Annotated in this window: 22 protein-coding genes and 1 rRNA gene; 17 read left to right on the forward strand and 6 right to left on the reverse strand. The window is 71.5% G+C overall.

Going from position 1 to position 20,836, the window contains the following annotated elements; translation table 11 throughout:
* The 10 genes from rrf to QSK45_RS30395 all read left to right on the forward strand — a co-directional run.
* A 5S ribosomal RNA gene (rrf, locus tag QSK45_RS30350) occupies positions 1-102 on the forward strand; the annotation flags it as partial.
* 66 nt (positions 103-168) lie between these two features.
* The gene (locus QSK45_RS30355; protein ID WP_285562094.1) at positions 169-825 is read left to right on the forward strand and encodes an HAD family hydrolase; all 657 of its coding nucleotides are present in this window, start codon (positions 169-171) and stop codon (positions 823-825) included.
* Positions 826-941: 116 nt separating this feature from the next.
* Complete coding sequence (locus tag QSK45_RS30360) at positions 942-1,733, forward strand: VC0807 family protein (RefSeq protein WP_285562095.1); 792 nt, start codon at positions 942-944, stop codon at positions 1,731-1,733.
* A 23-nt stretch (positions 1,734-1,756) separates the two neighbouring features.
* A complete protein-coding gene (locus tag QSK45_RS30365) occupies positions 1,757-2,968 on the forward strand; it encodes an MFS transporter (RefSeq protein WP_285562096.1) in 1,212 nt (403 codons plus the stop codon).
* Positions 2,919-4,091 carry an acetoin utilization protein AcuC gene (locus QSK45_RS30370; protein ID WP_285562097.1) on the forward strand — a complete coding sequence of 391 codons (1,173 nt, stop codon included), beginning with the start codon at positions 2,919-2,921 and terminating at the stop codon, positions 4,089-4,091. The genes QSK45_RS30365 and QSK45_RS30370 overlap by 50 nt, the downstream gene beginning before the upstream one ends.
* Positions 4,092-4,167: 76 nt before the next feature.
* Entirely contained in the window at positions 4,168-4,965 is a 798-nt protein-coding gene (locus tag QSK45_RS30375; protein WP_395483505.1) for a phosphatase, read from the forward strand.
* A 129-nt stretch (positions 4,966-5,094) separates the two neighbouring features.
* The gene (locus QSK45_RS30380) at positions 5,095-5,307 is read left to right on the forward strand and encodes a helix-turn-helix domain-containing protein (protein WP_046417307.1); all 213 of its coding nucleotides are present in this window, start codon (positions 5,095-5,097) and stop codon (positions 5,305-5,307) included.
* A 133-nt stretch (positions 5,308-5,440) separates the two neighbouring features.
* On the forward strand, positions 5,441-5,539 hold the full coding sequence (locus QSK45_RS30385) for a 30S ribosomal protein bS22 (RefSeq protein WP_003948845.1): 99 nt from the start codon (positions 5,441-5,443) through the stop codon (positions 5,537-5,539).
* Between the two features lie 238 nt (positions 5,540-5,777).
* Positions 5,778-6,836, forward strand: a complete 1,059-nt coding sequence (locus tag QSK45_RS30390) for an NAD-dependent epimerase/dehydratase family protein (RefSeq protein WP_285562098.1) — start codon at positions 5,778-5,780, stop codon at positions 6,834-6,836.
* Between the two features lie 24 nt (positions 6,837-6,860).
* Entirely contained in the window at positions 6,861-7,928 is a 1,068-nt protein-coding gene (locus QSK45_RS30395) for a lysophospholipid acyltransferase family protein (protein WP_285562099.1), read from the forward strand.
* Between the two features lie 74 nt (positions 7,929-8,002).
* On the opposite strand, the gene QSK45_RS30400 is transcribed toward QSK45_RS30395, so the two are convergent.
* The 3 genes from QSK45_RS30400 to QSK45_RS30410 form a co-directional block, all read right to left on the reverse strand.
* Entirely contained in the window at positions 8,003-9,262 is a 1,260-nt protein-coding gene (locus QSK45_RS30400) for a DUF5667 domain-containing protein (protein ID WP_285562100.1), read from the reverse strand.
* Positions 9,263-9,509: 247 nt separating this feature from the next.
* The gene (locus tag QSK45_RS30405; RefSeq protein WP_285562101.1) at positions 9,510-10,298 is read right to left on the reverse strand and encodes an ECF subfamily RNA polymerase sigma factor, BldN family; all 789 of its coding nucleotides are present in this window, start codon (positions 10,296-10,298) and stop codon (positions 9,510-9,512) included.
* 379 nt (positions 10,299-10,677) lie between these two features.
* A complete protein-coding gene (locus QSK45_RS30410; RefSeq protein ID WP_285562102.1) occupies positions 10,678-11,604 on the reverse strand; it encodes an HAD family hydrolase in 927 nt (308 codons plus the stop codon).
* 109 nt (positions 11,605-11,713) lie between these two features.
* Between QSK45_RS30410 and QSK45_RS30415 the strand changes: the two genes are divergently transcribed.
* The 5 genes from QSK45_RS30415 (at position 11,714) to QSK45_RS30435 (ending at position 17,377) form a co-directional block, all read left to right on the forward strand.
* Positions 11,714-12,004, forward strand: coding sequence for a glutaredoxin family protein (locus tag QSK45_RS30415; RefSeq protein WP_285562103.1), 291 nt, complete (start codon positions 11,714-11,716; stop codon positions 12,002-12,004).
* 282 nt (positions 12,005-12,286) lie between these two features.
* On the forward strand, positions 12,287-13,054 hold the full coding sequence (locus tag QSK45_RS30420; RefSeq protein ID WP_285562104.1) for a redox-sensing transcriptional repressor Rex: 768 nt from the start codon (positions 12,287-12,289) through the stop codon (positions 13,052-13,054).
* Complete coding sequence (locus QSK45_RS30425; RefSeq protein WP_285562105.1) at positions 13,051-14,721, forward strand: glutamyl-tRNA reductase; 1,671 nt, start codon at positions 13,051-13,053, stop codon at positions 14,719-14,721. Before QSK45_RS30420 ends, QSK45_RS30425 begins: the two co-directional genes overlap by 4 nt.
* A complete protein-coding gene (gene hemC, locus QSK45_RS30430; protein WP_285562106.1) occupies positions 14,718-15,677 on the forward strand; it encodes a hydroxymethylbilane synthase in 960 nt (319 codons plus the stop codon). The genes QSK45_RS30425 and hemC overlap by 4 nt, the downstream gene beginning before the upstream one ends.
* Positions 15,674-17,377: a bifunctional uroporphyrinogen-III C-methyltransferase/uroporphyrinogen-III synthase gene (locus tag QSK45_RS30435; protein WP_285562107.1), complete on the forward strand. Its 1,704-nt coding sequence runs from the start codon at positions 15,674-15,676 to the stop codon at positions 17,375-17,377. Before hemC ends, QSK45_RS30435 begins: the two co-directional genes overlap by 4 nt.
* A gap of 74 nt (positions 17,378-17,451) precedes the next feature.
* On the opposite strand, the gene QSK45_RS30440 is transcribed toward QSK45_RS30435, so the two are convergent.
* Both QSK45_RS30440 and QSK45_RS30445 read right to left on the reverse strand, forming a co-directional pair.
* Positions 17,452-17,634 carry a DUF397 domain-containing protein gene (locus QSK45_RS30440; RefSeq protein WP_285562108.1) on the reverse strand — a complete coding sequence of 61 codons (183 nt, stop codon included), beginning with the start codon at positions 17,632-17,634 and terminating at the stop codon, positions 17,452-17,454.
* Positions 17,631-18,464 carry a DUF5753 domain-containing protein gene (locus QSK45_RS30445; RefSeq protein WP_285562109.1) on the reverse strand — a complete coding sequence of 278 codons (834 nt, stop codon included), beginning with the start codon at positions 18,462-18,464 and terminating at the stop codon, positions 17,631-17,633. Before QSK45_RS30445 ends, QSK45_RS30440 begins: the two co-directional genes overlap by 4 nt.
* Before the next feature lie 187 nt (positions 18,465-18,651).
* Between QSK45_RS30445 and QSK45_RS30450 the strand changes: the two genes are divergently transcribed.
* Together QSK45_RS30450 and QSK45_RS30455 are read left to right on the forward strand one after the other, a co-directional pair.
* Positions 18,652-19,137, forward strand: a complete 486-nt coding sequence (locus QSK45_RS30450; RefSeq protein WP_285562262.1) for an ATP-binding protein — start codon at positions 18,652-18,654, stop codon at positions 19,135-19,137.
* 21 nt (positions 19,138-19,158) lie between these two features.
* Entirely contained in the window at positions 19,159-19,587 is a 429-nt protein-coding gene (locus tag QSK45_RS30455) for a DUF5959 family protein (protein ID WP_285562110.1), read from the forward strand.
* Between the two features lie 57 nt (positions 19,588-19,644).
* Here QSK45_RS30455 and QSK45_RS30460 read toward each other — a convergent pair whose 3' ends face one another.
* Positions 19,645-20,730, reverse strand: coding sequence for a lytic polysaccharide monooxygenase auxiliary activity family 9 protein (locus QSK45_RS30460; protein ID WP_285562111.1), 1,086 nt, complete (start codon positions 20,728-20,730; stop codon positions 19,645-19,647).
* Positions 20,731-20,836 lie beyond the last annotated feature (106 nt).

Genomic DNA, 20,836 nt, shown 5'->3' on the forward strand with positions numbered 1-20,836 from the left:
GTTAGGGAAACGCCCGGTTACATTCCGAACCCGGAAGCTAAGCCTTTCAGCGCCGATGGTACTGCAGGGGGGACCCTGTGGGAGAGTAGGACGCCGCCGAACAATTTTTGGGGAAACCCCCGCACCACTGGTGCGGGGGTTTTCTGCGTTTGCTCTTAGGGTTGGTCCATGCGCTATGACCTGATCATCTTCGACAACGACGGCGTCCTGGTCGACAGCGAGCCGATCTCCAACCGGCTCCTGGCGGCCCATCTGACCGAGCTGGGCGTCCCGACGTCGTACGAGGACTCCCTGCGCGACTACATGGGTTCGGCGATGCACCGGATCCACGATCTCGTCCTGGAGCGCACCGGGCGCCGGCTGCCGGAGGACTTCGACGACGTCTTCCACGCACGGGTCTTCGCCGCGTTCGAGCGGGAGTTGAAGCCGGTCCGGGGCGCGGCCGAGGTACTGGGGAAGCTGGCCGCGGACGGGGTCCCGTACTGCGTGGCCTCCTCCGGAAGCCATGAGCGGATCAGGGTGGGACACCGGACCACCGGCCTCGACCGGTGGTTCGAGGAGGAGCGGATCTTCAGCTCCCAGGACGTCGGCAAGGGCAAGCCGTCGCCCGACCTCTTCCTGCACGCGGCCGAGCGGATGGGCGTCGCCCCCGAGCGGTGCGCGGTCGTGGAGGACTCGCCGCTGGGCGTCCAGGCGGCCGTGGCGGCCGGGATGGACGTGTACGGGTTCACCGCGATGACCCCCGCCGAGCGCCTCACCGGGGCGACCCGGCTGTTCGCCGCCCTGCGGGAGCTTCCCGACCTGCTGGTACGACCCCTGATCTGAGCCCGCTCCGGGCCGTGGCGTGACCCCTGCCATCCCCCGGCGCCTGACATCCGTCATGCCGTCGTCCGGACGATCGTTTCTACCGGGGGACCCCCGCCGGCCGCGACGCTGAGGGCATGACGAAGAACACGGGGGCCCGGGGCCGGAGCACGCGGAAGAACCGGAAGCAGAATCCCGGCGTGCTGGACCACCTCAGACCGCTCCTCCTCGACGTGGCCCTGCCCCTCGGGACGTACTACCTGCTCAAGGACGGCTTCGGTGCGAGCACTCTCGCGGCGCTCGCCTGGAGCAGCGTGGTGCCGGCGGCGCGGACCGTGCGGGGCCTGGTGCGCGAGCGCCGGGCCGACGCGCTGGCCCTGCTCGTCCTGGCGGTCAACGTCGTCTCGCTGCTGGTGAGTTCCGTCGTCGGGGACCCCCGGCTGATGCTCGCCAAGGACGGCGCGGTCAGCAGCACCCTCGGCATCGGCATCCTGCTCTCGGTCCGGCTCGGGCGACCGATGATGAGCGCCGCGATGATGCCCTTCCTGGTCAAGGGAGACCCGGCGAAGGAGGCCGCCTGGCAGCGGCTCGTCTCCGGCGCCTCGGCCCGGTCCGCGGCCTTCCGGCAACGGGAGAAGGCGTTCTCCGCCGTCTGGGGCCTGGCGCTGCTCGCCGAGTGCGTCGCCCGGGTCGTCGGCGCGTACACCGTGCCCGTGGACACCATGGTCTGGCTCGGCACCGTCTTCCTGGTCGCCGCGATGGCGATCGCGTTCGTGGCCGGCGGCGCGCTGGCCGCCGAGCCCATGGCGAGGATGCTCGCCGCCGAGGTGACGGAGACGGCGGACGGCACGGCGCGCGAGGCGACCGCCTGCTGGAACTCCCGGGAAGCTGAAGGAAATTCATCTTTGGCGGTGTCTACCCACAAGTAGTGCGGGGCCCTACGCTCGCCGCCATGACAGATGTGCTGCGGCGCGGCAGGGCCTCGCTGGCGTTCGCGTTCTTCGCCCAGGGCGCCGCCTTCGCGCTGCTGGTGACGCGCATCCCCGCCATCCAGGACCGGTACGGCATCTCCGACGCGCTGCTGCCGGTCTTCCTGGCCGCCGTGCCGGTCCTCGCGGGCGTCGGCAGCGTCGTCACCGAGCAGTTGGTCAAGCGGGTACGGCCCAGCCGGCTGCTGCGCTGGTCCCAGCCGCTGGTGCTGCTCGCGCTGCTGGGCGCCGGTGCGGGCGGACGGGGGCAGCTGGCCGCCGTGGCCGTGGCGCTCGGGGTCTTCGGGCTGTCGGTGGGGGCGCTGGACGCCTCCATGAACATGCTCGGGGTGAGCCTGCAACGGGCCTACGGGCGCAGCATCATGCTCGGTTTCCACGCCACCTACAGCCTGGGCGGCATCGTCGGGGCGTCGCTCGCGTGGGCCGGGGCGCACTGGCAGCTCGCGCTGTGGGTCTCGTACCTGCCGGTGGTGGCCGTCCTGCTGCCGGCGACGCTCGTGGGCAGCCGGTGGTACGTCGAGGGGGACACGGGGGCGGCGGAGGGGAGCGAGGGCGGGGGCGTGGTCTTCCGGCTGCTGCTGCCGCTGTGCCTGGTGATGACCTTCGCCTACATCGGGGACTCCACGGTCTCCAACTGGAGCGCGAAGTACCTGAAGGACGTGCTGGGCAGCTCGGAGCAGCTGGCGACGGTGCCGTACAACGTGTACATGGTGACCACGCTCGTGGGGCGGGCCCTGGGGGACTTCGGGGTACGGCGCTTCGGCGCGGTGGCGGTCGTACGGCTCGGGGCGCTGGTGGCGGCCGGCGGATTCGCGGTGGTGGCCGCGGCGCCCGGGGCGTGGCCGGGGATGCTCGGGTTCACGCTTCTGGGCCTGGGGCTGTGTGTGCTGGTGCCGCAGACCTTCGCGGCGGCGGGGCGGCTGTTCCCGGGGGCCTCGGACGCGGCCGTCGCGCGCCTGAACGTCTTCAATTACGTCGGATTCCTGGTCGGATCGCCGTTGGTGGGGGCGGTGGGCGACGCATGGAGCTATCGCGGGGCGATGCTGCTGCCGATGGTGTTGGTGCTGGTGACGCTCGTGTACGCCAGGTCGTTCGCGACGAGTCCGGGCGGATACGGTGGCGGGCATGAGCGGCCGCGCACAGCTGATGTGGGACGAGGCAGTAACGGGCTATGACTTCGGCTCGGGCCATCCGATGGATCCGGTACGGCTGGCACTGACCCGGAAACTGGTCGGTGCCCTGGGCGTCGACCAGGAGCTGGAGATCGTCGCGGCGAAACCGGCCGGGGATTCGACGCTGCGGCTGGTCCACCGGGAGGACTACATCGACGCGGTGAAGGCGGCGTCGGCGGACCCGGCGGGGGCGGACGGGGAGTACGGGCTCGGGACGGTGGACGATCCCGCGTTCGCCGGGATGCACGAGGTGTCCGCGCTGATCGCCGGGCAGTCGGTGGCGGCGGCGGAGTCGGTGTGGCGCGGGGACGCGCTGCACGCCGTGAACTTCACCGGCGGGCTGCACCACGCGATGCCCGGGGCCGCCTCCGGGTTCTGCGTGTACAACGACGCGGCGCTCGCCATCGCGCGGCTGCTGGAACTGGGGGCCGAGCGGGTCGCGTACGTGGATGTGGACGTGCACCACGGGGACGGGGTGCAGGCCGCGTTCTGGGAGGACCCGCGCGTGCTGACGATCTCGGTGCACGAGCATCCCCGCACGCTGTTCCCGCAGTCCGGGTGGCCGCAGGAGACCGGCGGCGGGGCGGGGGAGGGGGCGGCGGTGAACCTGCCGCTGCCGGCCGGGACGGGAGACGCGGGGTGGGTGCGGGCGTTCCACGCGGTGGTGCCGGAACTGCTCGCGGATTTCCGGCCGCAGGTGCTGGTGTCCCAGCACGGGGCCGACACGCACTTCGAGGACCCGCTCGCACACCTCGCGGTCTCGCTGGACGCGCAGCGGGCGGTGCAGATGGCCTGCCATGAGCTGGCGCACGAGTACGCCGACGGGAAGTGGGTCGCGCTCGGCGGTGGCGGTTACGCGGTGGTGGACGTCGTACCCCGTTCCTGGACCCATCTCGTGGCCATCGCCGCGGGGCGGCCCGTCGCGCCGGAGACGGTGATCCCCGAGAGCTGGCGCCAGGAGGCCTACGCCCGCACCCGCCAACTCGGCCCCCAGCGGATGACGGACGGCCGCTGGCCGGTCTCCTGGTCCTCCTGGGAAGGTGGTTACGACCCCGCGGACCGCCTGGACCAGTCGGTCCTGGCGACCCGCCGGGCCGCGTTCCCGTTGCGGGGGCTGCTGCCCTAGGGGGCCGTTACGCCAACCGTGCGGAATACCCGGGTATCTCCCCTGCCCGGTCATCCCGTACGCCACCATCGCAAGCGTGTTGGCCTATCTGTCCGCCGCCCGGCTGGCCGGGGTCGTCGAGACCCCCCGGGAGCGGAGCCTGCGGAGGTACCGTCAGTTCGCGGCCCGCGATCCCCGCGCCCTGATCGGGATCGACCCGCGAGGGTCCTGGGGGCTGCCGGAGCTGCTCGGCCTGATGGCGGACAGGTGTGGTGTCTCGGCCGATCCCCGGTACCTTTCGGGGCCGGACGCGATCGACCCGGCACGGACGCTCGCCGCGCTGGACGCGTTCGCGGGGAGACTCGCGGTGGCAGCGCAGCGTCACGCTCCCGTGCTGTTCGGGACCGGCCACCCGCGCCCGCTGCTGGGCTTCTACGCCGCCCTCGCGGACGCCGTCTCGGCGGCGGGATGTGAGGTCCTCACCCCCGCGCAGGGTCGCTGTGTCGACATATTGACCCGGTTCGGTCTACGCACGCACCGCATCGACTACGTACGACGCGTCGCGTTGGTGCGGGAAACCGGCACCGGGCGCCCCGGTTGTGAGCCTGGCGCGCACTGTCATTCACCGCTGCCCGTGCGGGTCGTGCTGGAGGCCGCCGCGGCCGCCGGCGGCCCGCTGCCCGAGCTGGTCGTCGGTGATCACGGCTGGCTCTGCGGCGCAGGTCAGCTGGGGTTCGACGCGATCGGTCCGGCCGACGCCGACGATCCGGCGCCGTTCGTCGGCGAGGCGGAGGGCACCGTCGCCGTCGTCGTACCCCTGGACGACGGAGTCCGGTCTAGTCACTACCTGCCACTCACCCGCTACGTACTCAAACGCGCGTGTCTGTCACAGTAGGCCGCCGATGGGTGCACCTCTTCCCCACTCGCATCACCCGCCCCTAGTCTGGGGAGTGAGCACGCAGCGACGAAGAGTCACCGGAAGGGGAAGCCGGTGGCCGTCGAGTGCGGAAGGTGCAGGTGTGTGATGGCTGCAGCTGGCGAGAGGCCTCTGAACGAGGTCCAGTTCCTGACCGTGGCGGAGGTCGCCACGGTGATGCGAGTGTCGAAGATGACCGTGTACCGCCTGGTGCACAGCGGTCATCTGCCCGCGATCCGGGTGGGGCGGTCCTTCCGCGTCCCCGAGCAAGCGGTCCACGAGTACCTCCGCGACAGCTACGTGGGGGTGGAGACGGCCTGACGACCCCCTCCGGGGGATCCCGGAGACCCTCGATTACGACCTCGGCGCTCGGTTGGGTAGGCTAGCCCCTCGTAGGTCGTGTGGGCCCATGGCGCCCAAACAACCGAGTGATGAGAAGTGAGCGAGGGTAGTCGTGGGCTCTGTTATCAAGAAGCGGCGCAAGCGGATGGCCAAGAAGAAGCACCGCAAGCTGCTCAAGCGCACGCGCGTTCAGCGTCGCAACAAGAAGTAAGCACGGTCGCGTCCGCGCGGGCGCACCGTGAGCGACGCTCCGCGAGAGCGTGTCCTGTGGCCCTCCATCGGCAATGATGGAGGGCCACAGGCGTGTCCCGGGCCATCCGGCCGACTCCGGCCGGGGAATTTCCGTCACCTCGCGCATCGGGCAGTCACCGCAGTGCAACGTCCACCCGCTAAGTTGGCCTCCACGGGGAACGCGGAACGGGAGTCACGCGGGAAGGAAGGCGCTGATCTTGGGCAAGGTCGTGCTCGTCACCGGGGCGGCCCGGCAACTGGGCGGCCGGTTCGTACGGCGGATCCAGCGGGACCCGGAGGTCGAGCGGGTGATCGCGGTGGACGCGGTGGCGCCCGCGCACCAGTTGGGCGCGGCCGACTTCATCCAGGTCGACATCCGGCAGCCGACCATGGCCCGCGTCCTCGCCGAGACCGGCGCCGACACCGTCGTACACCTCGACGTGACGGGCACCGCGCTGGGCGGTGGCAGCCGGGCCACGGTCAAGGAGACCAACGTCATCGGCACCATGCAGCTGCTCGGCGCCTGCCAGAAGACGCCGGCGGTCCAACGGCTGGTGATCAAGTCCAGCACCAATGTGTACGGCTCCGCGCCGCGCGATCCCGCCGTGTTCACCGAGACCACCCCGGCCAAGTCGCTGCCCAGCGGCGGGTTCGCGAAGGACACCGTCGAGGTCGAGGGATACGTACGGGGGTTCGCGCGGCGGCGGCCCGACGTGGCCGTGTGCGTGCTGCGGTTCGCCAACATCCTGGGGCCGTCCGCGGACACCCCGCTCGCCTCGTACTTCGCGCTGCCGGTGCTGCCGACCGTGTTCGGCTACGACCCGCGGTTGCAGTTCGTGCACGAGGACGACGTGGTGGAGGTGCTGCGGCTCGCCTCGCACGAGCCGCGCCGGGGCACCCTCAACAGCGGGACGTTCAACATCGCCGGGGACGGGGTGCTGCTGCTGTCGCAGTGCTCGCGGCGGCTCGGACGGCCCACGGTGCCGCTGCTGCTGCCCGCGGTGACCTGGGCCGGCTCCCTGGTCCGTACGCTGGGTATGACGGACTTCTCACCGGAGCAGTTCCGGCTGCTCACCCACGGGCGGGTCGTGGACACCGTCCAGATGCGCGAGACGCTGGGGTTCACCCCCCGCTACACGACGGCGGAGGCGTTCGCGGACTTCGCCCGCGTCCAGGGCACGGGGCTGCTGCCGCCGGAGGCCGTCGCGGGAGCCGTCGACCGGATCGCCGCGCTGGCCCTGCGGGGCGGCCGGCCCACGACGCACAGCGCCGACTAGCGCCAACCGAGGAGCGCGGTAACGATGGCGGACGCCAAGGTCATTCCCTTCGACGACGACCGGTCCCGGGGGAGCGGGAGCGGTGGCGGCCCACAGCGGGCCGGGAGACGGCGGGGCGCGGGCGGCCGGCTCGGCGGTCGCGGCGACGCCGGGTCCGGGGAGATGGGTGAGGTGCAGCGGTTGCCGGTGCGGGAGGACGGGCCGGTGGGCGAGGACGACACGCCGGTGGAGCGGCCCGCGCCCCGTGAGGAGGGCGGCCTGGAGCGGTGGGTGGCGGCCGGGCTGGCGTTCCTGCGGCGACGGCTGACCGGGGACTACGAGGTCGACGACTTCGGGTACGACGCGGAGCTGACCGACCAGGTCCTGATGTCGATGCTGCGGCCGCTGTTCGAGAAGTACTTCCGGGTCGAGGTGAAGGGCGTCGAGAATATCCCGGACAAGGGCGGGGCGCTGATCGTCGCCAACCACTCCGGGACGCTGCCGCTGGACGGGCTGATGATGCAGGTCGCGGTGCACGACCACCATCCGGCCGACCGGCACCTGCGGCTGCTCGCGGCGGACCTGGTGTTCGTGCTGCCGGTGGTCAACGAGTTGGCGCGCAAGCTCGGGCACACCCTCGCGTGCGCGGAGGACGCGGAACGGCTGCTGGAGCAGGGGGAGCTGGTGGGGGTGATGCCCGAGGGGTTCAAGGGCATCGGGAAGCCCTTCAGTGAGCGGTACAAGCTCCAGCGGTTCGGGCGGGGCGGGTTCGTGTCGACGGCCATGCGGCAGGGTGTGCCGATCATTCCGTGCTCGATCGTCGGCGCGGAGGAGATCTATCCGATGATCGGCAACGCGAAGACGCTCGCGCGGGTGCTGGGCATCCCGTACTTCCCGCTGACGCCGACGTTTCCCTGGCTCGGGCCGCTCGGTGCGGTGCCGCTGCCGACGAAGTGGACGATCCAGTTCGGTGAGCCGATTTCCACGGACGGTTATCCGCCGGAGGCGGCCGAGGATCCGATGCTGATGTTCAACCTGACGGACCAGGTGCGGGAGCAGATCCAGCACACGCTGTACAAGCTGCTGGTCCAACGGCGGTCGGTCTTCTTCTGACCGGCTTCTGACGACCGGTCGTACGACGATGGGGGCGCCCACGCGGGATGGGGCGCCCCCTCGGTCGTACTGCCCTAGTTCGCCTCGTCGTCGTCGATCCCCAGGCCGGGTAGGAGGCCCGGCAGGAGCGGGGGAAGGGTGACGTCGGGGGCGGTGCTCGGGGGTTTGGTGGTGGACGGGGTACTGCTGTCGCCGCTGGACCTCGGCGGGTCCAGCAGACCGCCGGTGCTGCCGCCGAGCAGTCCGTCGCCCGTGCTGTCGGTGGCCGTGCCGGTGGGGTTGCCGGTACCGGTGCGACCGGCGGACGGGGTGCGGTGGCTGGGCTGGGTCGACCGGTGGGTGCCGGGGGACGCCGGGCCGGTGCCCCGGTGCGTGCCGTCGCCGCCCTGGGAGGGCTGCTGCGGCAGCAGGGACTGGAGCGGGGCGACCTCCTGGTCTATGGCGTCGAACACCGACGACACCTGCTGTTTGACGTCCCCGAGCTGCACCGGAAGCTTGTCGCTGAGCGCGCTCCACGCCTCGCGGTGGGACCGGGAGAACGTGGACAGCGCCTGGATCGGGCCCAGTTGGTCTGGGTCGGCCTCATAGGCCGCGTGCAGCAGCCGGTGGCCCTCGCTGACGTCGTGCTGCATCCCGGAGAGGGTGCGGCGGATCTCGCCGATGGACTCGTGGTCGAGGTGGCCGCCGCGGCCGCGCTCCATCAGCCGACGGGCCTCGCCGAGCCGGGTGGACGCCTGGTCGAGGTAGACCTGGCCGCGCTGGTCCTGGCCGTCACTGAGGTAGTTGAGCTTGAAGTCCTCGATGCCGCGTTTGAGTCCGTACAGCTGGTCGCCGGGCAGGGCGTGGGAGCTGGCGGCGGCGACCCCGCCGAAGGCCCCCGCGGCCACGCCCACGCTGAGCCCGCCGGCCGCGAGGCCCTTGGTCAGCCTGGACCGCGGCCGGAGCTTGCCCAGCGGGCTCGCCCGGTGTGCGCCCTTGCCCTTGCGCCCGCCCGTCTCCCGCCACCAACCTTGCGGGGAAGAGGCTTCGCTCCTTCTCTGCTCCGGTACGGTCGTGTCCGCCGCCCCGGTCCCCTCCTGGAGCATGGCCTCCATCGCGGCCACCAGCTGTGCGCGCTGGACGACCTTGACGTCGGGGTCGAGCTGCGGCCGGGGCAGCGCGCCGAGGCCGTCCGCGAGGGCCAGCAGCCGGCCCTGCTCGGTCAGTTCCTCGGTGGTCGGCGGGGAACCCGCCGGTTCGTCGGACTGCTCGGCCGCCGTGTCCCGGTCGGACTGCTCCTCCAGGGCCTGGGCGAAGGCGTTCGCCCGCCGGTGCGCCGATACGTTCGCGATCACTGGCGGCACCTCCTCTCGTCATGACGGTCGACTCCCCAGGGGGTCCTGAGGGTTGCACATCCCGACCGCTTCCACCCGATCGAGCGATGGGGCGGCAGGGACGTGACCACAGGGAGCCTGTATCCCGCTCAACGACTGGCGCGGCACTTGGGTTACGGACCCCGGATGATCCGTCCTGAAAGTCAACGCGCCTCAAGAGAAGGCGAGTTGGCGATCGCCCGGAGTGGTGGGGCGGGGACGGGTACTTTCAGCGGGCGTCGTCCGGCAGCAGCCGGGCGAGCGTGCGGACGGCGCGGTACTGGAGGGTCTTGATCGCACCCTCGTTCTTGCCCATGACCCGGGCGGTCTCCGCCACCGACAGCCCTTGCAGGAAGCGGAGCGTCACGCACTCCTGCTGCTGCGGGTTGAGGCGTCGTACGGCGTCCAGGAGCGCGGCGTTCGACAGGGACTCCAGGACGGAGTCCTCCGGGGAGCGCTCGACCTCGTTGGCGTCCAGCATCTCGCCGGTGGTGACCTCCAGGCGGAAGCGGCTGGACTTGAAGTGGTCGGCGACGAGGTTGCGGGCGATCGTCACCAGCCAGGCGCCGAAGTCGCGACCCTGCCAGGTGAAGGTGCCGATCCGGCGCAGGGCGCGCAGAAAGGTCTCGCTCGTCAGGTCCTCGGCGGTCGCGCGGCCCCCGACGCGGTAGTAGATGTACCGGTAGACGGTGTCGCTGTACTGGTCGTACAGCCGGCCGAACGCCTCGGCCTCGCCCGCCTGGGCGCGCTCGACCAGGTCCATCATCCGGGCGCTGTCGCTGTCGGCGGCCGGCCGGCGGGTGGTGGTGGCGCCGCTCGCCCCGGCGGGGCGCCCACGTCTGGCGACGGCGGCGCCGCCGTCGGCCAGTGCGTAGCACGGGCCCGTGGGTACGGCGGTGGCGAAGGCGGGGACGGCGAGCGCGGTGGGGACGAGGCCGCGCAGCGTCTCTTTGACCGTTGCGACAGATGCGCGCAGCGTAGCCAGGCCCGAGGCGTCAACCCCGACGTGTGGGTACACGGGACTCCCAGAGGCAGAGCTTTCATCACGTGCAGTGCGGAACCGTTCACCCGTCGTGGCGACGGAGGGGTACCGGTTTGCGTCTGAGGAGAATAACGCTTCGTGCAGGCGCTGCTACACCCAGTTGCTCAAATCACCGATTGCGTCGCATCTGTAACCGATTGTTGCCCTGTCTCGTTCCGCATCCTGATCATTTCTTGACCGAAAAAGGGCGTGTTTCGGTGAACTCCAGGACGAGTTGAAATGGCCGCGGCATAATCCGGGCGCGAGCCGAAGCGCGTGGCAGGGGCGCGGGGAACCGCGTGACCAGTCACGACGGTTCGCGTCCTGGGGGCGGCCCGAGCCCTGGGGCGGTGGTCCGCACCCGGCCGACCGATACTTATCGGCGCCGGCGACTCAAAGCGATCGCCGCCGCGGTGCCGCCGGCGACCGCGCCGACGCCCGCCGCCGCCGGGATGCCCACCTTCGCCGCCTTGCGCCCCGTGCGGTAGTCCCGGAGCCGCCAGTCCTTCTCCCGCGCGTGCCTGCGCAGCTTCGCGTCCGGGTTGATGGCGTAGGGGTGGCCGACGAGGGACAGCATCGGGATGTCGTTGTGGCTGTCGCTGTAGGCGGCGCAGCGGGCGAGGTCCAGGCCCTCCGCCGAGGCCAGCGCGCGCACCGCCTCCGCCTTCGCGGGCCCGTGCAGCGGTTCGCCCACCAGCCGGCCGGTGTAGACGCCGTCCACCGACTCCGCGACCGTCCCGAGCGCCCCGGTCAGGCCCAGCCGGCGCGCGATCACCGTCGCGATCTCCACCGGCGCCGCCGTGACCAGCCACACCTTCTGCCCCGCGTCGAGGTGTGCCTGCGCGAGGGCCCGGGTGCCCGGCCAGATCCGGTCGGCCATGTACTCGTCGTAGATCTCCTCGCCGATCGTCTGGAGCTCGGCGACGCGGTGGCCCTTGACGATGGACAGCGCCGAGTCGCGCGCGTCCTGCATGTGCTCGGGGTCCTCGACCCCGGCCAGCCGGAACCACGCCTGCTGCCAGGCGAACCTGGCCAGGTCGCGGGTCTCGAAGAACTTCCGCTTGTACAGGCCCCGCCCGAAGTGGAAGATCGCGGCGCCCTGCATGACGGTGTTGTCGAGGTCGAAGAACGCGGCCGCGCGGACGTCGCCGATCACCGGAAAGTCCGGTTCCGCGTCGGCCCGCGCGGTCTCCTGCGTCTCCTCCGAGGACTTGCGTGCGGCCTCCGCCGAGGCCTCGCCTGCCAACACGCTCCGCGCCGTGGCGGAGCGCCTACGGGGAGTGAGCCATCCGAGAGCGGCCATGCCGTGAGCATAGCCAGTCCGTCCGGTGCTTCCGGAGCCGAGAGGTTCGAAGCCCGTGAACTCTGGGTGAGGCGAGGGTTAAACCGGTTGCGCGGAGCGGCGCGCGAGAATGGCCGGTATGAGTGCACTCTTCCGACGCAAGAGCGAGAAGGCCGAGCCCGGCGAGCGGCTGGTCACGCTGATCCGCAAGCCGGGCTGTCACCTGTGCGACGACGCGCAGGCCGTGATCGAGAAGGTCTGCGGGGAACTCGGGGTCCCCTGGGACCAGAAGGACATCAGCGAGGACAAGGAGCTGTACGACCGCTACTGGGAGCAGATCCCCGTCGTCCTCGTCGACGGTGAACAGCACACCTTCTGGCGCGTGAACGCCGACCGGCTTCGTCGCGCACTGACCGAGTAGTCCAGCTGATCCCCAAAGTTCGCCTAGGATCTACGGGCGGTTTGGTCTCGGGGGCGGGATTCGTGAGGAGCGTGTGCGGTTTTGCCCCCAGTAACGAAGGTGCGCGGGTGGGTGCGCTCCGGTTCCCGCCACCGGCGCGAAAGGTGCGTGACCCCGGTCACTTCTGCCGGGCAAATCGGACACAATCTTTGTGCACGCGTTCACAAAGACATAGCCTGCATTCGACGGGGCGGTCTGGGGACGTATGACCGCCCGCAGCCCCGCTCTACCCGCAGGAGCACCGTGGCAACTGGCCGATCACACCGACCGGCGACCCGCAGCCGAGGGATTCCCGAGGCCACCGTCGCCAGGCTTCCGCTGTACCTCCGAGCCCTGACCGCGCTGTCCGAGCGCTCGGTACCCACGGTCTCGTCCGAGGAGCTGGCCGCGGCCGCGGGAGTCAACTCCGCCAAGCTGCGCAAGGACTTCTCTTACCTGGGCTCCTACGGAACGCGCGGTGTCGGCTACGACGTGGAGTATCTCGTCTACCAGATCTCCCGCGAACTCGGCCTCACCCAGGACTGGCCGGTTGTCATCGTCGGCATCGGTAACCTCGGCGCCGCCCTCGCCAACTACGGCGGTTTCGCCTCCCGCGGCTTCCGCGTCGCCGCGCTGATAGACGCCGACCCGGGGCTGACCGGAAAGCCGGTCGCGGGCATCCCCGTGCAGCACACCGACGACCTCGAGAAGATCATCAAGGGCGACCGGGTCTCCATCGGCGTCATCGCCACCCCCGCCGGCGCCGCGCAGCAGGTCTGCGACCGGCTCGTGGCCGCCGGGGTCACCTCCATCCTGAACTTCGCGCCGACCGTCCTCGCGGTGCCGGACGGCGTCGACGTGCGCAAGGTCGACCTGTCGATCGAACTCCAGATCCTCGCCTTCCACGAGCAGCGCAAGTCCGGCGAGGAGACCGCGGCCGGTGGCGCCAAGGCCACCGCCGCGGTCACCCCGCCCACCGACTCCTCCGACCAGGGGCCCGACGGGGACGTACCCGCCGTGATGCCGGCATGAGCCTCCTCGTCGTCGGACTGAGCCACCGCAGTGCCCCGGTCAGCGTGCTGGAGCGGGCGGCGCTGAGCGTGGACGCCCAGAGCAAGCTGCTCCAGGACACGGTCGCCGCCGAGCCCGCCACCGAGGCGTCGGTGCTCGCCACCTGCAACCGCATCGAGCTGTACGCCGACGTGGACAAGTTCCACGCCGGTGTCGCCGAGCTGTCCACGCTGCTCGCCCAGCACAGCGGCGTCGGCCTGGAGGAACTGACCCCCTACCTGTACGTCCACTACGAGGACCGGGCCGTCCACCACCTCTTCTCGGTGGCCTGCGGACTGGACTCGATGGTCGTCGGCGAGGGCCAGATCCTCGGCCAGATCAAGGACTCGCTGGCCCGCGCCCAGGAGCTGCACACCGCCGGCAAGCTGCTGAACGACCTGTTCCAGCAGGCCCTGCGGGTCGGCAAGCGCGCCCACTCCGAGACCGGCATCGACCGCGCGGGCCAGTCCCTGGTCACCTTCGGTCTCGAACAGCTGGCCACCGGCATCGCCGTACCCGCCTGGGCGCGGGGCAAGAAGGCGCTGGTCATCGGCGCCGGCTCGATGTCCTCGCTGGCCGCCGCCACGCTCGCGCGGGTCGGGGTCGCCGAGATCGTCGTGGCCAACCGGACCTTCGACCGGGCCGAGCGCCTCGCCGAGATCCTGGCGGCGGCCGACGACAACGCGGTGACCGCCCGTGCGGTACGGATGGACGCCGTGCCGGACGAGCTGACACGTGCCGACGTCGTCGTCTCCTGTACCGGGGCGACGGGCCTGGTGCTCACGGCGGAGTCGGTCGCGCAGGCGGTCGAGGGCCGCACCGGGCAGCCGCTCGTCGCCGACGCCGGTTTCGCGGCCGTGCGGGCCGGGGCCCCGCAGCCCGCGGCCGACGAGAACTGCCCCCTCGACCTGGCCGCCGCACAGCCCGGCTTCTCCGTCATGGGCGAGGCCGCCGTGGCCGGGATGGACGCGGCCACGCTGGAGCAGCACGCGACGTGGGCCGCGGGGGGCAACACGCGCCCGGCGGTCGGCCGTACCCCCGAGGCGGACGCCGAACTGATCACCGCGCTCGCCGCGACCGCCGCCACCGTGGGCCGCATCCCCGAGCGGCGCCGCCCCGAGCCGGTCGCCGAGCGTCCCGCGCCCGCCGTCTTCCTCCTCGACCTGGCCATGCCCCGCGACATCGACGCGGCCGTGCACCGCCTGGCCGGGGTGCGCCTGGTGGACATCGAGTCGCTCGCCGAGGCCTCCGCGGACGCGCCGATGGCGGCCGACGTGGACCAGGTCCGGCGTATCGTCTCCGACGAGGTCGCGGCCTTCGGGGCGGCCATGCGGGCGGCGCACATCACGCCGACCGTGGTCGCGCTGCGCACCATGGCCGCCGACGTCGTCGCCGCCGAGATCGGGCGCCTGCACGGCCGCCTGCCCGAGCTGGACGAACGCCAGCGCGGCGAGATCCGCCAAGCCGTGCACCGGGTCGTCGACAAGCTGCTGCACGCGCCGACCGTGCGGGTCAAGCAGCTCGCGGCCGAACCCGGCGGCGCCGGGTACGCGGACGCGCTGCGCACCCTGTTCGACCTCGACGCCGAGACGGTCGCCTCCGTCTCCCGGGCCGAGGACAGCACAGAAACGAAGGACCGACCGGCATGAGTGACAAGGCACTGCGACTGGGGACCAGGCGGAGCAAGCTCGCCATGGCCCAGTCCGGGCAGGTGGCGGAGGCCGTGCGCCGGGTGACCGGGCGACCGGTCGAGCTGGTCGAGATCACGACGTACGGCGACACCTCCCGCGAGCACCTCGCGCAGATCGGCGGCACCGGCGTGTTCGTCACGGCGCTGCGCGACGCGCTGGTGCGCGGCGAGGTCGACTTCGCCGTCCACTCGCTCAAGGACCTCCCCACCGAGCAGCCCGCGGAGCTGGTCCTGGCCGCGCTGCCGGTGCGCGAGGACCCCCGGGACGTGATCGTCGCGCGCGACGACCGGAAGTTCACCGACCTGCCGCGCGGCGCCCGCATAGGCACCGGCTCCCCGCGCCGCATGGCGCAGCTGAACGCGTACGCCCGCGCGCACGGCCTGGACATAGAGACGGTCCCGATCCGCGGCAACGTGGACACCCGCATCCGGTACGTCCGGGACGGCGAGCTGGACGCGGTCGTGCTGGCCGCCGCCGGGCTCAACCGGCTCGGCCGCATCGAGGAGGCGACCGACTTCCTGTCGGTCGACACGGTTCTGCCCGCCCCCGGCCAGGGGGCCCTGGCGATCGAGTGCGCGGCCCAGCGCGCGGACCTGATCGCGGCGCTGGGCGAGCTCGACGACCCGTTCACACGGGCCGCCGTGACCGCCGAACGGTCACTGCTCGCCGCCCTGGAGGCCGGTTGCAGCGCACCCGTGGGTGCGTTGGCCGACTTGTTGGGGGGCGGGCAGATTGTCAAGGAAATGCGCCTGCGCGCCGTCGTCGGGACCACCGACGGCACCCGCATGGTGCAGTTGTCCACCACCGGTCCCGTGCCCCAGACGCACGAGGGTGCGCTGGCACTCGGTAGCGACCTCGCCACCGAGATGCTCGCCCAGGGCGCGGCCGGTCTGATGGGGGAGCGAGCACATTGAGCCCCACCGCCCTTCCTGCCGCCGGTCCGGAACACGGGCACGTCACCTTCCTCGGTGCCGGACCCGGGGATCCGGGACTGCTGACTCTGCGCGCCGTGGAGGCACTGTCGAACGCGGACGTCCTGATCGCCGAGCCCGACGTGCTCGATGTGATCCGGACGCACGCACGGCAGGGCGTCTCCGTCGTGCACACCGACGGGGACCTGTCCACGTCGCCGCCGGGCACGCCGCAGCTCACGGTGGTTGACGGCACGTCAGCCACCGCCGCTGCCCCGTCTCCTGCCCGGGATGCCGCTCATCTTGTCATGGAGGCCGCGCGGGGCGGCAGGCGGGTCGTCCGTGCGGTGTCCGGTGACCCCGGGCTCGACACGGACGCCGCCGAGGAGATGCTCGCCTGCGCCGCCGCCGGGGTGCCCTTCGAGGTCGTACCCGGCGTCGCGGCCGCGGTCGGTGTCCCCGCCTACGCCGGTGTGCCGCTGCGGGACGCCGACGGCGCGGACGTCCGGTTCGTGGACGCCCGTACCGCCTCCGACCGCTGCTGGACCGAGGTGGGCGCCTCCGACGGCACGGTGGTCGTCTCCACGACCCTGGACGCGGTGGCCGCCGCGGCGGGCGAGCTGGTCTCGGCCGGCCGCAAGCCGGACACCCCGCTGACGGTCACCATCGCCGGCACGACGACCCGCCAGCGCACCTGGACCGCCACCCTCGGCACCATCGCGCAGACGCTGAAGCAGGCGAAGGTGCTGCCCTCGCCGGACGGCGGCCGCCCGGTGATAGCCGTGGTCGGCGAGCGCTCCGCCGCCGCCCGGCGCGACCAGCTGTCGTGGTTCGAGTCCAAGCCGCTGTTCGGCTGGAAGGTGCTCGTGCCGCGGACGAAGGAGCAGTCGGCCTCCCTCTCCGAGCAGCTGCGGTCCTACGGCGCGGTGCCGCACGAGGTCCCGACCATCGCGGTGGAGCCGCCGCGCACGCCCCAGCAGATGGAGCGCGCGGTCAAGGGCCTGGTCACCGGCCGCTACGAGTGGATCGCCTTCACCTCGGTCAACGCGGTGAAGGCCGTCCGGGAGAAGTTCGAGGAGTACGGCCTTGACGCTCGGGCTTTTGCGGGTATCAAGGTGGCTGCGGTGGGCGAGCAGACGGCTCGCGCGCTGGTCGCCTTCGGCGTGAAGCCGGACCTGGTGCCGTCGGGTGAGCAGTCGGCGGCGGGCCTCCTGGAGGACTGGCCCCCCTACGACCCGGTCTTCGACCCGATCGACCGCGTCTTCCTGCCCCGCGCCGACATCGCCACGGAGACGCTGGTGGCCGGCCTGATCGAGCTGGGCTGGGAGGTCGACGACGTCACGGCGTACCGCACCGTGCGCGCCTCGCCCCCGCCGGCCGAGACCCGCGAGGCGATCAAGGGCGGCGGCTTCGACGCGGTCCTGTTCACCTCGTCCTCCACGGTCCGCAACCTGGTCGGCATCGCGGGCAAGCCGCACAACGTGACGGTGATCGCGTGCATCGGCCCCGCGACGGCCAAGACGGCGGAGGAACACGGCCTCCGCGTCGACGTCATGGCCCCGGAGCCCTCGGTGCAGAAGCTCGCCGAAGCCCTGGCCGACTTCGGCGCGAAGCGCCGCGACGCGGCACTGGAGTCGGGGGACCCGGTGACGCGCCCGAGCGAGCGTCGGCCGGGTGCGCGGAGGCGTCGTTCGACGACCTGACGGTCCTCGCGGTCCATGCCGGCCCGCCCACCCCGAAGCCCTTGGCCGACGGGTGGGCGGGCGGCTTTCCGCCCTCAGTGCCTCGCCGCGTACGGCAGGAAGCTCGCCCAGGTGGTGGGGGTGAGGCTGAGGCGGGGGCCGGTGGGGTTCTTGGAGTCGCGGACGAGGATGTGGTCCGGGATGGTGGCCACCTCGACGCAGGACGGGCCGTCGGACGAGCTGTAGCTGCTCTTTATCCACTTCAGCTTGGGGCTCATGTCTCTCCAAGTACTTTGTCGATAAGGGCCAGTGACTCCCTTGGCGTGAGAGCCTGGGCTCGGATGATCCCATAGCGCATGTCGCCGAGGGTGGTCTCTTTCGGGCTGCTGAACGCACGGCTGATGAATGCGGCTTCACTCAGTGCCACGGTCGCCCCGTCCTTGAGCTTGAGCAGTCGGAAGGGGCCGTCGAGGCCCGAGTTTTCCTCGCTGCCGAGAGGGAGGATTTGCAGGTCGACGTTGGGTAACCGGGCCACCTCCAACATCCGTTCGAGTTGCCCGCGCATCACCATCTTGCCCCCGATCAGCCGCCGCAGCGTCGACTCGCACAGCACAAAGCTGAAGAGTGGCTCGGCTGTTGCGGGGTTGATGATCTCCTGGCGAGCCAGTCGTGCGTCCACCTGCCGTTCCAACTCTTCCACGGTGAACGGCGGTCGCCGAGCGCCGATGACGGCTCGTGCGTACTCCCGGGTCTGAAGCAGGCCATCCACAATCGAGTTGTTGTAGGAGCAGATCTCCACCGACTCGGCTTCCAGGCGCTTTACGTCCCGTACCTTCTTCGGATAGCGGACCTCCTCCAGGTCGGTCTTCATCGCGGAGATCCTGCCGTCGGCCCCCAACGCCTCGTCCGCCGCGTCGAGATACTCGGGCCGGGGGATGCGCCGCCTGCGCTCCACGGAGGAGACGAGTTCCTCCCCGTACCCGATCAACGCTCCGAACTCGGGCTGGGTGAGGCCCGCCGCCTCGCGCCACAGCTTCAGCTGCCGGGCGACCGTGCGCATCACGGCCCCGGCCTCCTCGTCCTCCAGCTCCGCGTCCCAGTCGCTCACATCTGCCGCCCTCCCGTCGCTCCCTCTCGGGCCCAACCGTGGATGCCCGTGCCCGGTCACGCCGTACAGGCCGGACGGAACCGGACGGCTCACGGACAGGCACTGGTCGCACGGGCCACGGATGTTCACAGACTACGCAGGTACGGACACGCTGCGTGATGTGAATCAGCGAAGTCAGCAGACCGTGATGGCGCGGACACCACCGCACCAGTTCTCCGTGCCGCTGTCGGCCACCCGCCGCGGCGCCCGCCTGGCCCGGCTCCTCGCGGCCGAGCAACTGGAGTCGTGGGGCGTCCCGTTGGACCCGGCCCGCCTGATCGTGGCGGAACTCGCGACGAACGCGGTGCTGCACGGCAGGGTCCCGGGCCGCCTCTTCCGCCTGACCCTGACGGTGCCTGTCGCGGGCCTCCTGCGCGTCGAAGTCACGGACACCCGCGCCGAGGCCCTCCCCCTGCGCGCGTCCGCCCCCGCCGTCCCGTCCGAGTCCGGTCACGGCCTCCTCCTGGTCGAGAACCTGTCCGACCGCTGGGGCGTCCGCCTGGGCCCGGTCCCGTGCAAGACGGTGTGGGCGGAGTGCGCGTTCGCTCCGCTCGGGCCCACCGCCGGCCGGTCGGCGCGGGGCGGCGGAAACCTGGTGGAAGCCGCCCCGCGGACGGGCGAGGATCGCTCATGACGCGCCGACGAAGGGGCAGCCATGGGCGACGGTCCGCCGAGGGAACTGATCCACCTCGCCGATGACGAGGGGAACAGTGTCAGGGCCGACGTGCTGGGGCGCAGCCCCCGGTGGACCGCCGGGCTCGACGCCGAGATCGTCGTCAGGACGCCGTTCGTGTCCGGCCGTCTCGGCCTCGGGTTGTACGTCTCGCGGCTGGAGTGCTGGGGCGAGGTGCTGGACCGGCTCGACGCCGGGCAGGACGCGGCCTGGATGGAGATGAGCAGGGGGCCGTCCCTGTTCGTCCGGCTCGACGGTGAGCGCGGGTGCCCGGAGGTGGTGGTGGAGGACGAGTCCGGGTCCATGGTCACCGTGTGCGTCCCGGTCGTCCCGCCGGACGACTGGATCGCCGACCACCGCCGACGGCTGCGCCGGGTGATGGACCACTGGGTTCCGCCGATGCCGGGGTGAGCGGACGCCGTCCGGGGCCTGTGGGCGTCCGTGGGGGCGCCCACAGGCCGAAGTGCCTTACGGGGTCGTGCAGCTGAGGGTGCCGGACGGGAGGTTGTCGCCGGACGACGACGTCGCGGTGGAGCCGAACGTCGTACTACCGTCAGCCGGGATCGTGCCGTTGTAGTCGGCGTTGGCGACCGTCACCGAGCCGCCCGAGCCGGTGGACAGGACGCCGTTCCACACGCTGCTGATCGTCGTGCCGCTGCCGGGGGTCCAGCCGACGTGCCAGCCGCTGATCGGCGCGGTGCCGTGGTTCATGACAGTGACCGTGCCCTGGAAGCCGCCGCTCCAGGAGCTGGCCACGGCGTACGTGGCCATGCAGGAGCCGCTGCCGGTCGGGGGAGGCGTGGTGCCGCCGCCGTCCGGGGGCGGGGTCGTGCCGTCGCTGCCGCGGATGCCGGTGACCTCGCCGTTGCCGCCGTCGAAGACGATGTCGGAGCAGGAGAAGAAGTTCTCGTTGCTGTCCGAGCGCACCCACTGGATGAACATCATCGCGTCGCCCGAACGGCCGGAGGGCAGCGCCTGGTTCCAGTAGTAGTGGCCGCCGTCCGTGCCGGGCGATCCGGACGCGGGCGGGTTGGTGACCGTGGAGGCGAGCTGGAGGTCCGACCAGGCGAGCGGGGTGGTCGGCGACCAGCCCTGCTTGGTGAAGTAGACCCGGAACTCGCCGGGGTGCTGGGCCCAGTTGCTGTACTGGAGCTGGATGGTCGAGCCCGAGGTCAGGTGTGTCTTCGGCCAGTCGTCGCGGGCCAGGTCGTAGCCGCTGAAGTCGTACGGCGACTTGTCGCCCGCGCTGCAGATGGTGCCGTCCGGGACGTAACCCTCGCCCCGGCCGGCGGCGTTGGAGTCCAGCACCGCGAACCAGTTGTAGAGAGAGGTCGAACCGCTCTGCGCGATGGCCGCCGCACAGGCCGGGTTGGTCGGGTCGACCGCGCCGGTGCTGGTGATGGCGTCCTTGTAGCAGAGGTAGGTGCGCGAGCCGGGGAACATGGCGACGCCGTGGGCCGACGCGGTCCCCGAGCCGAGGAGGATCAGCCCGAGGGCGGAGACCGTGGCGGCGACCGCGGCCAGCAGCGCCGCCGTTCTGCTGCGTCTGATCATGGGGGGAGGAGACCTTTCGCAGATCGACTTGTGCATGACAGGTGCGTGTGCGAAGTGCCGTGGGAGCGCTCCCACTCTTGGGAGGATAGGGTTGCGTAAACCGTAT

Source organism: Streptomyces hygroscopicus subsp. hygroscopicus (assembly GCF_030269125.1).
GTDB lineage: Bacteria > Actinomycetota > Actinomycetes > Streptomycetales > Streptomycetaceae > Streptomyces > Streptomyces hygroscopicus_C.

Coding starts and splice junctions, on each gene's coding strand:
- QSK45_RS30450 (WP_285562262.1), top strand. CDS start 18,652: ATGGCGCGGACACCACCGCACCAGTTCTCCGTGCCGCTGTCGGCCACC.
- hemC (WP_285562106.1), top strand. CDS start 14,718: ATGAGTGACAAGGCACTGCGACTGGGGACCAGGCGGAGCAAGCTCGCC.
- QSK45_RS30440 (WP_285562108.1), bottom strand. CDS start 17,634: ATGAGCCCCAAGCTGAAGTGGATAAAGAGCAGCTACAGCTCGTCCGAC.
- QSK45_RS30395 (WP_285562099.1), top strand. CDS start 6,861: ATGGCGGACGCCAAGGTCATTCCCTTCGACGACGACCGGTCCCGGGGG.
- QSK45_RS30370 (WP_285562097.1), top strand. CDS start 2,919: ATGAGCGGCCGCGCACAGCTGATGTGGGACGAGGCAGTAACGGGCTAT.
- QSK45_RS30410 (WP_285562102.1), bottom strand. CDS start 11,604: ATGGCCGCTCTCGGATGGCTCACTCCCCGTAGGCGCTCCGCCACGGCG.
- QSK45_RS30425 (WP_285562105.1), top strand. CDS start 13,051: ATGAGCCTCCTCGTCGTCGGACTGAGCCACCGCAGTGCCCCGGTCAGC.
- QSK45_RS30415 (WP_285562103.1), top strand. CDS start 11,714: ATGGCCGGTATGAGTGCACTCTTCCGACGCAAGAGCGAGAAGGCCGAG.
- QSK45_RS30380 (WP_046417307.1), top strand. CDS start 5,095: ATGGCTGCAGCTGGCGAGAGGCCTCTGAACGAGGTCCAGTTCCTGACC.
- QSK45_RS30365 (WP_285562096.1), top strand. CDS start 1,757: ATGACAGATGTGCTGCGGCGCGGCAGGGCCTCGCTGGCGTTCGCGTTC.
- QSK45_RS30455 (WP_285562110.1), top strand. CDS start 19,159: ATGGGCGACGGTCCGCCGAGGGAACTGATCCACCTCGCCGATGACGAG.
- QSK45_RS30460 (WP_285562111.1), bottom strand. CDS start 20,730: ATGATCAGACGCAGCAGAACGGCGGCGCTGCTGGCCGCGGTCGCCGCC.
- QSK45_RS30355 (WP_285562094.1), top strand. CDS start 169: ATGCGCTATGACCTGATCATCTTCGACAACGACGGCGTCCTGGTCGAC.
- QSK45_RS30360 (WP_285562095.1), top strand. CDS start 942: ATGACGAAGAACACGGGGGCCCGGGGCCGGAGCACGCGGAAGAACCGG.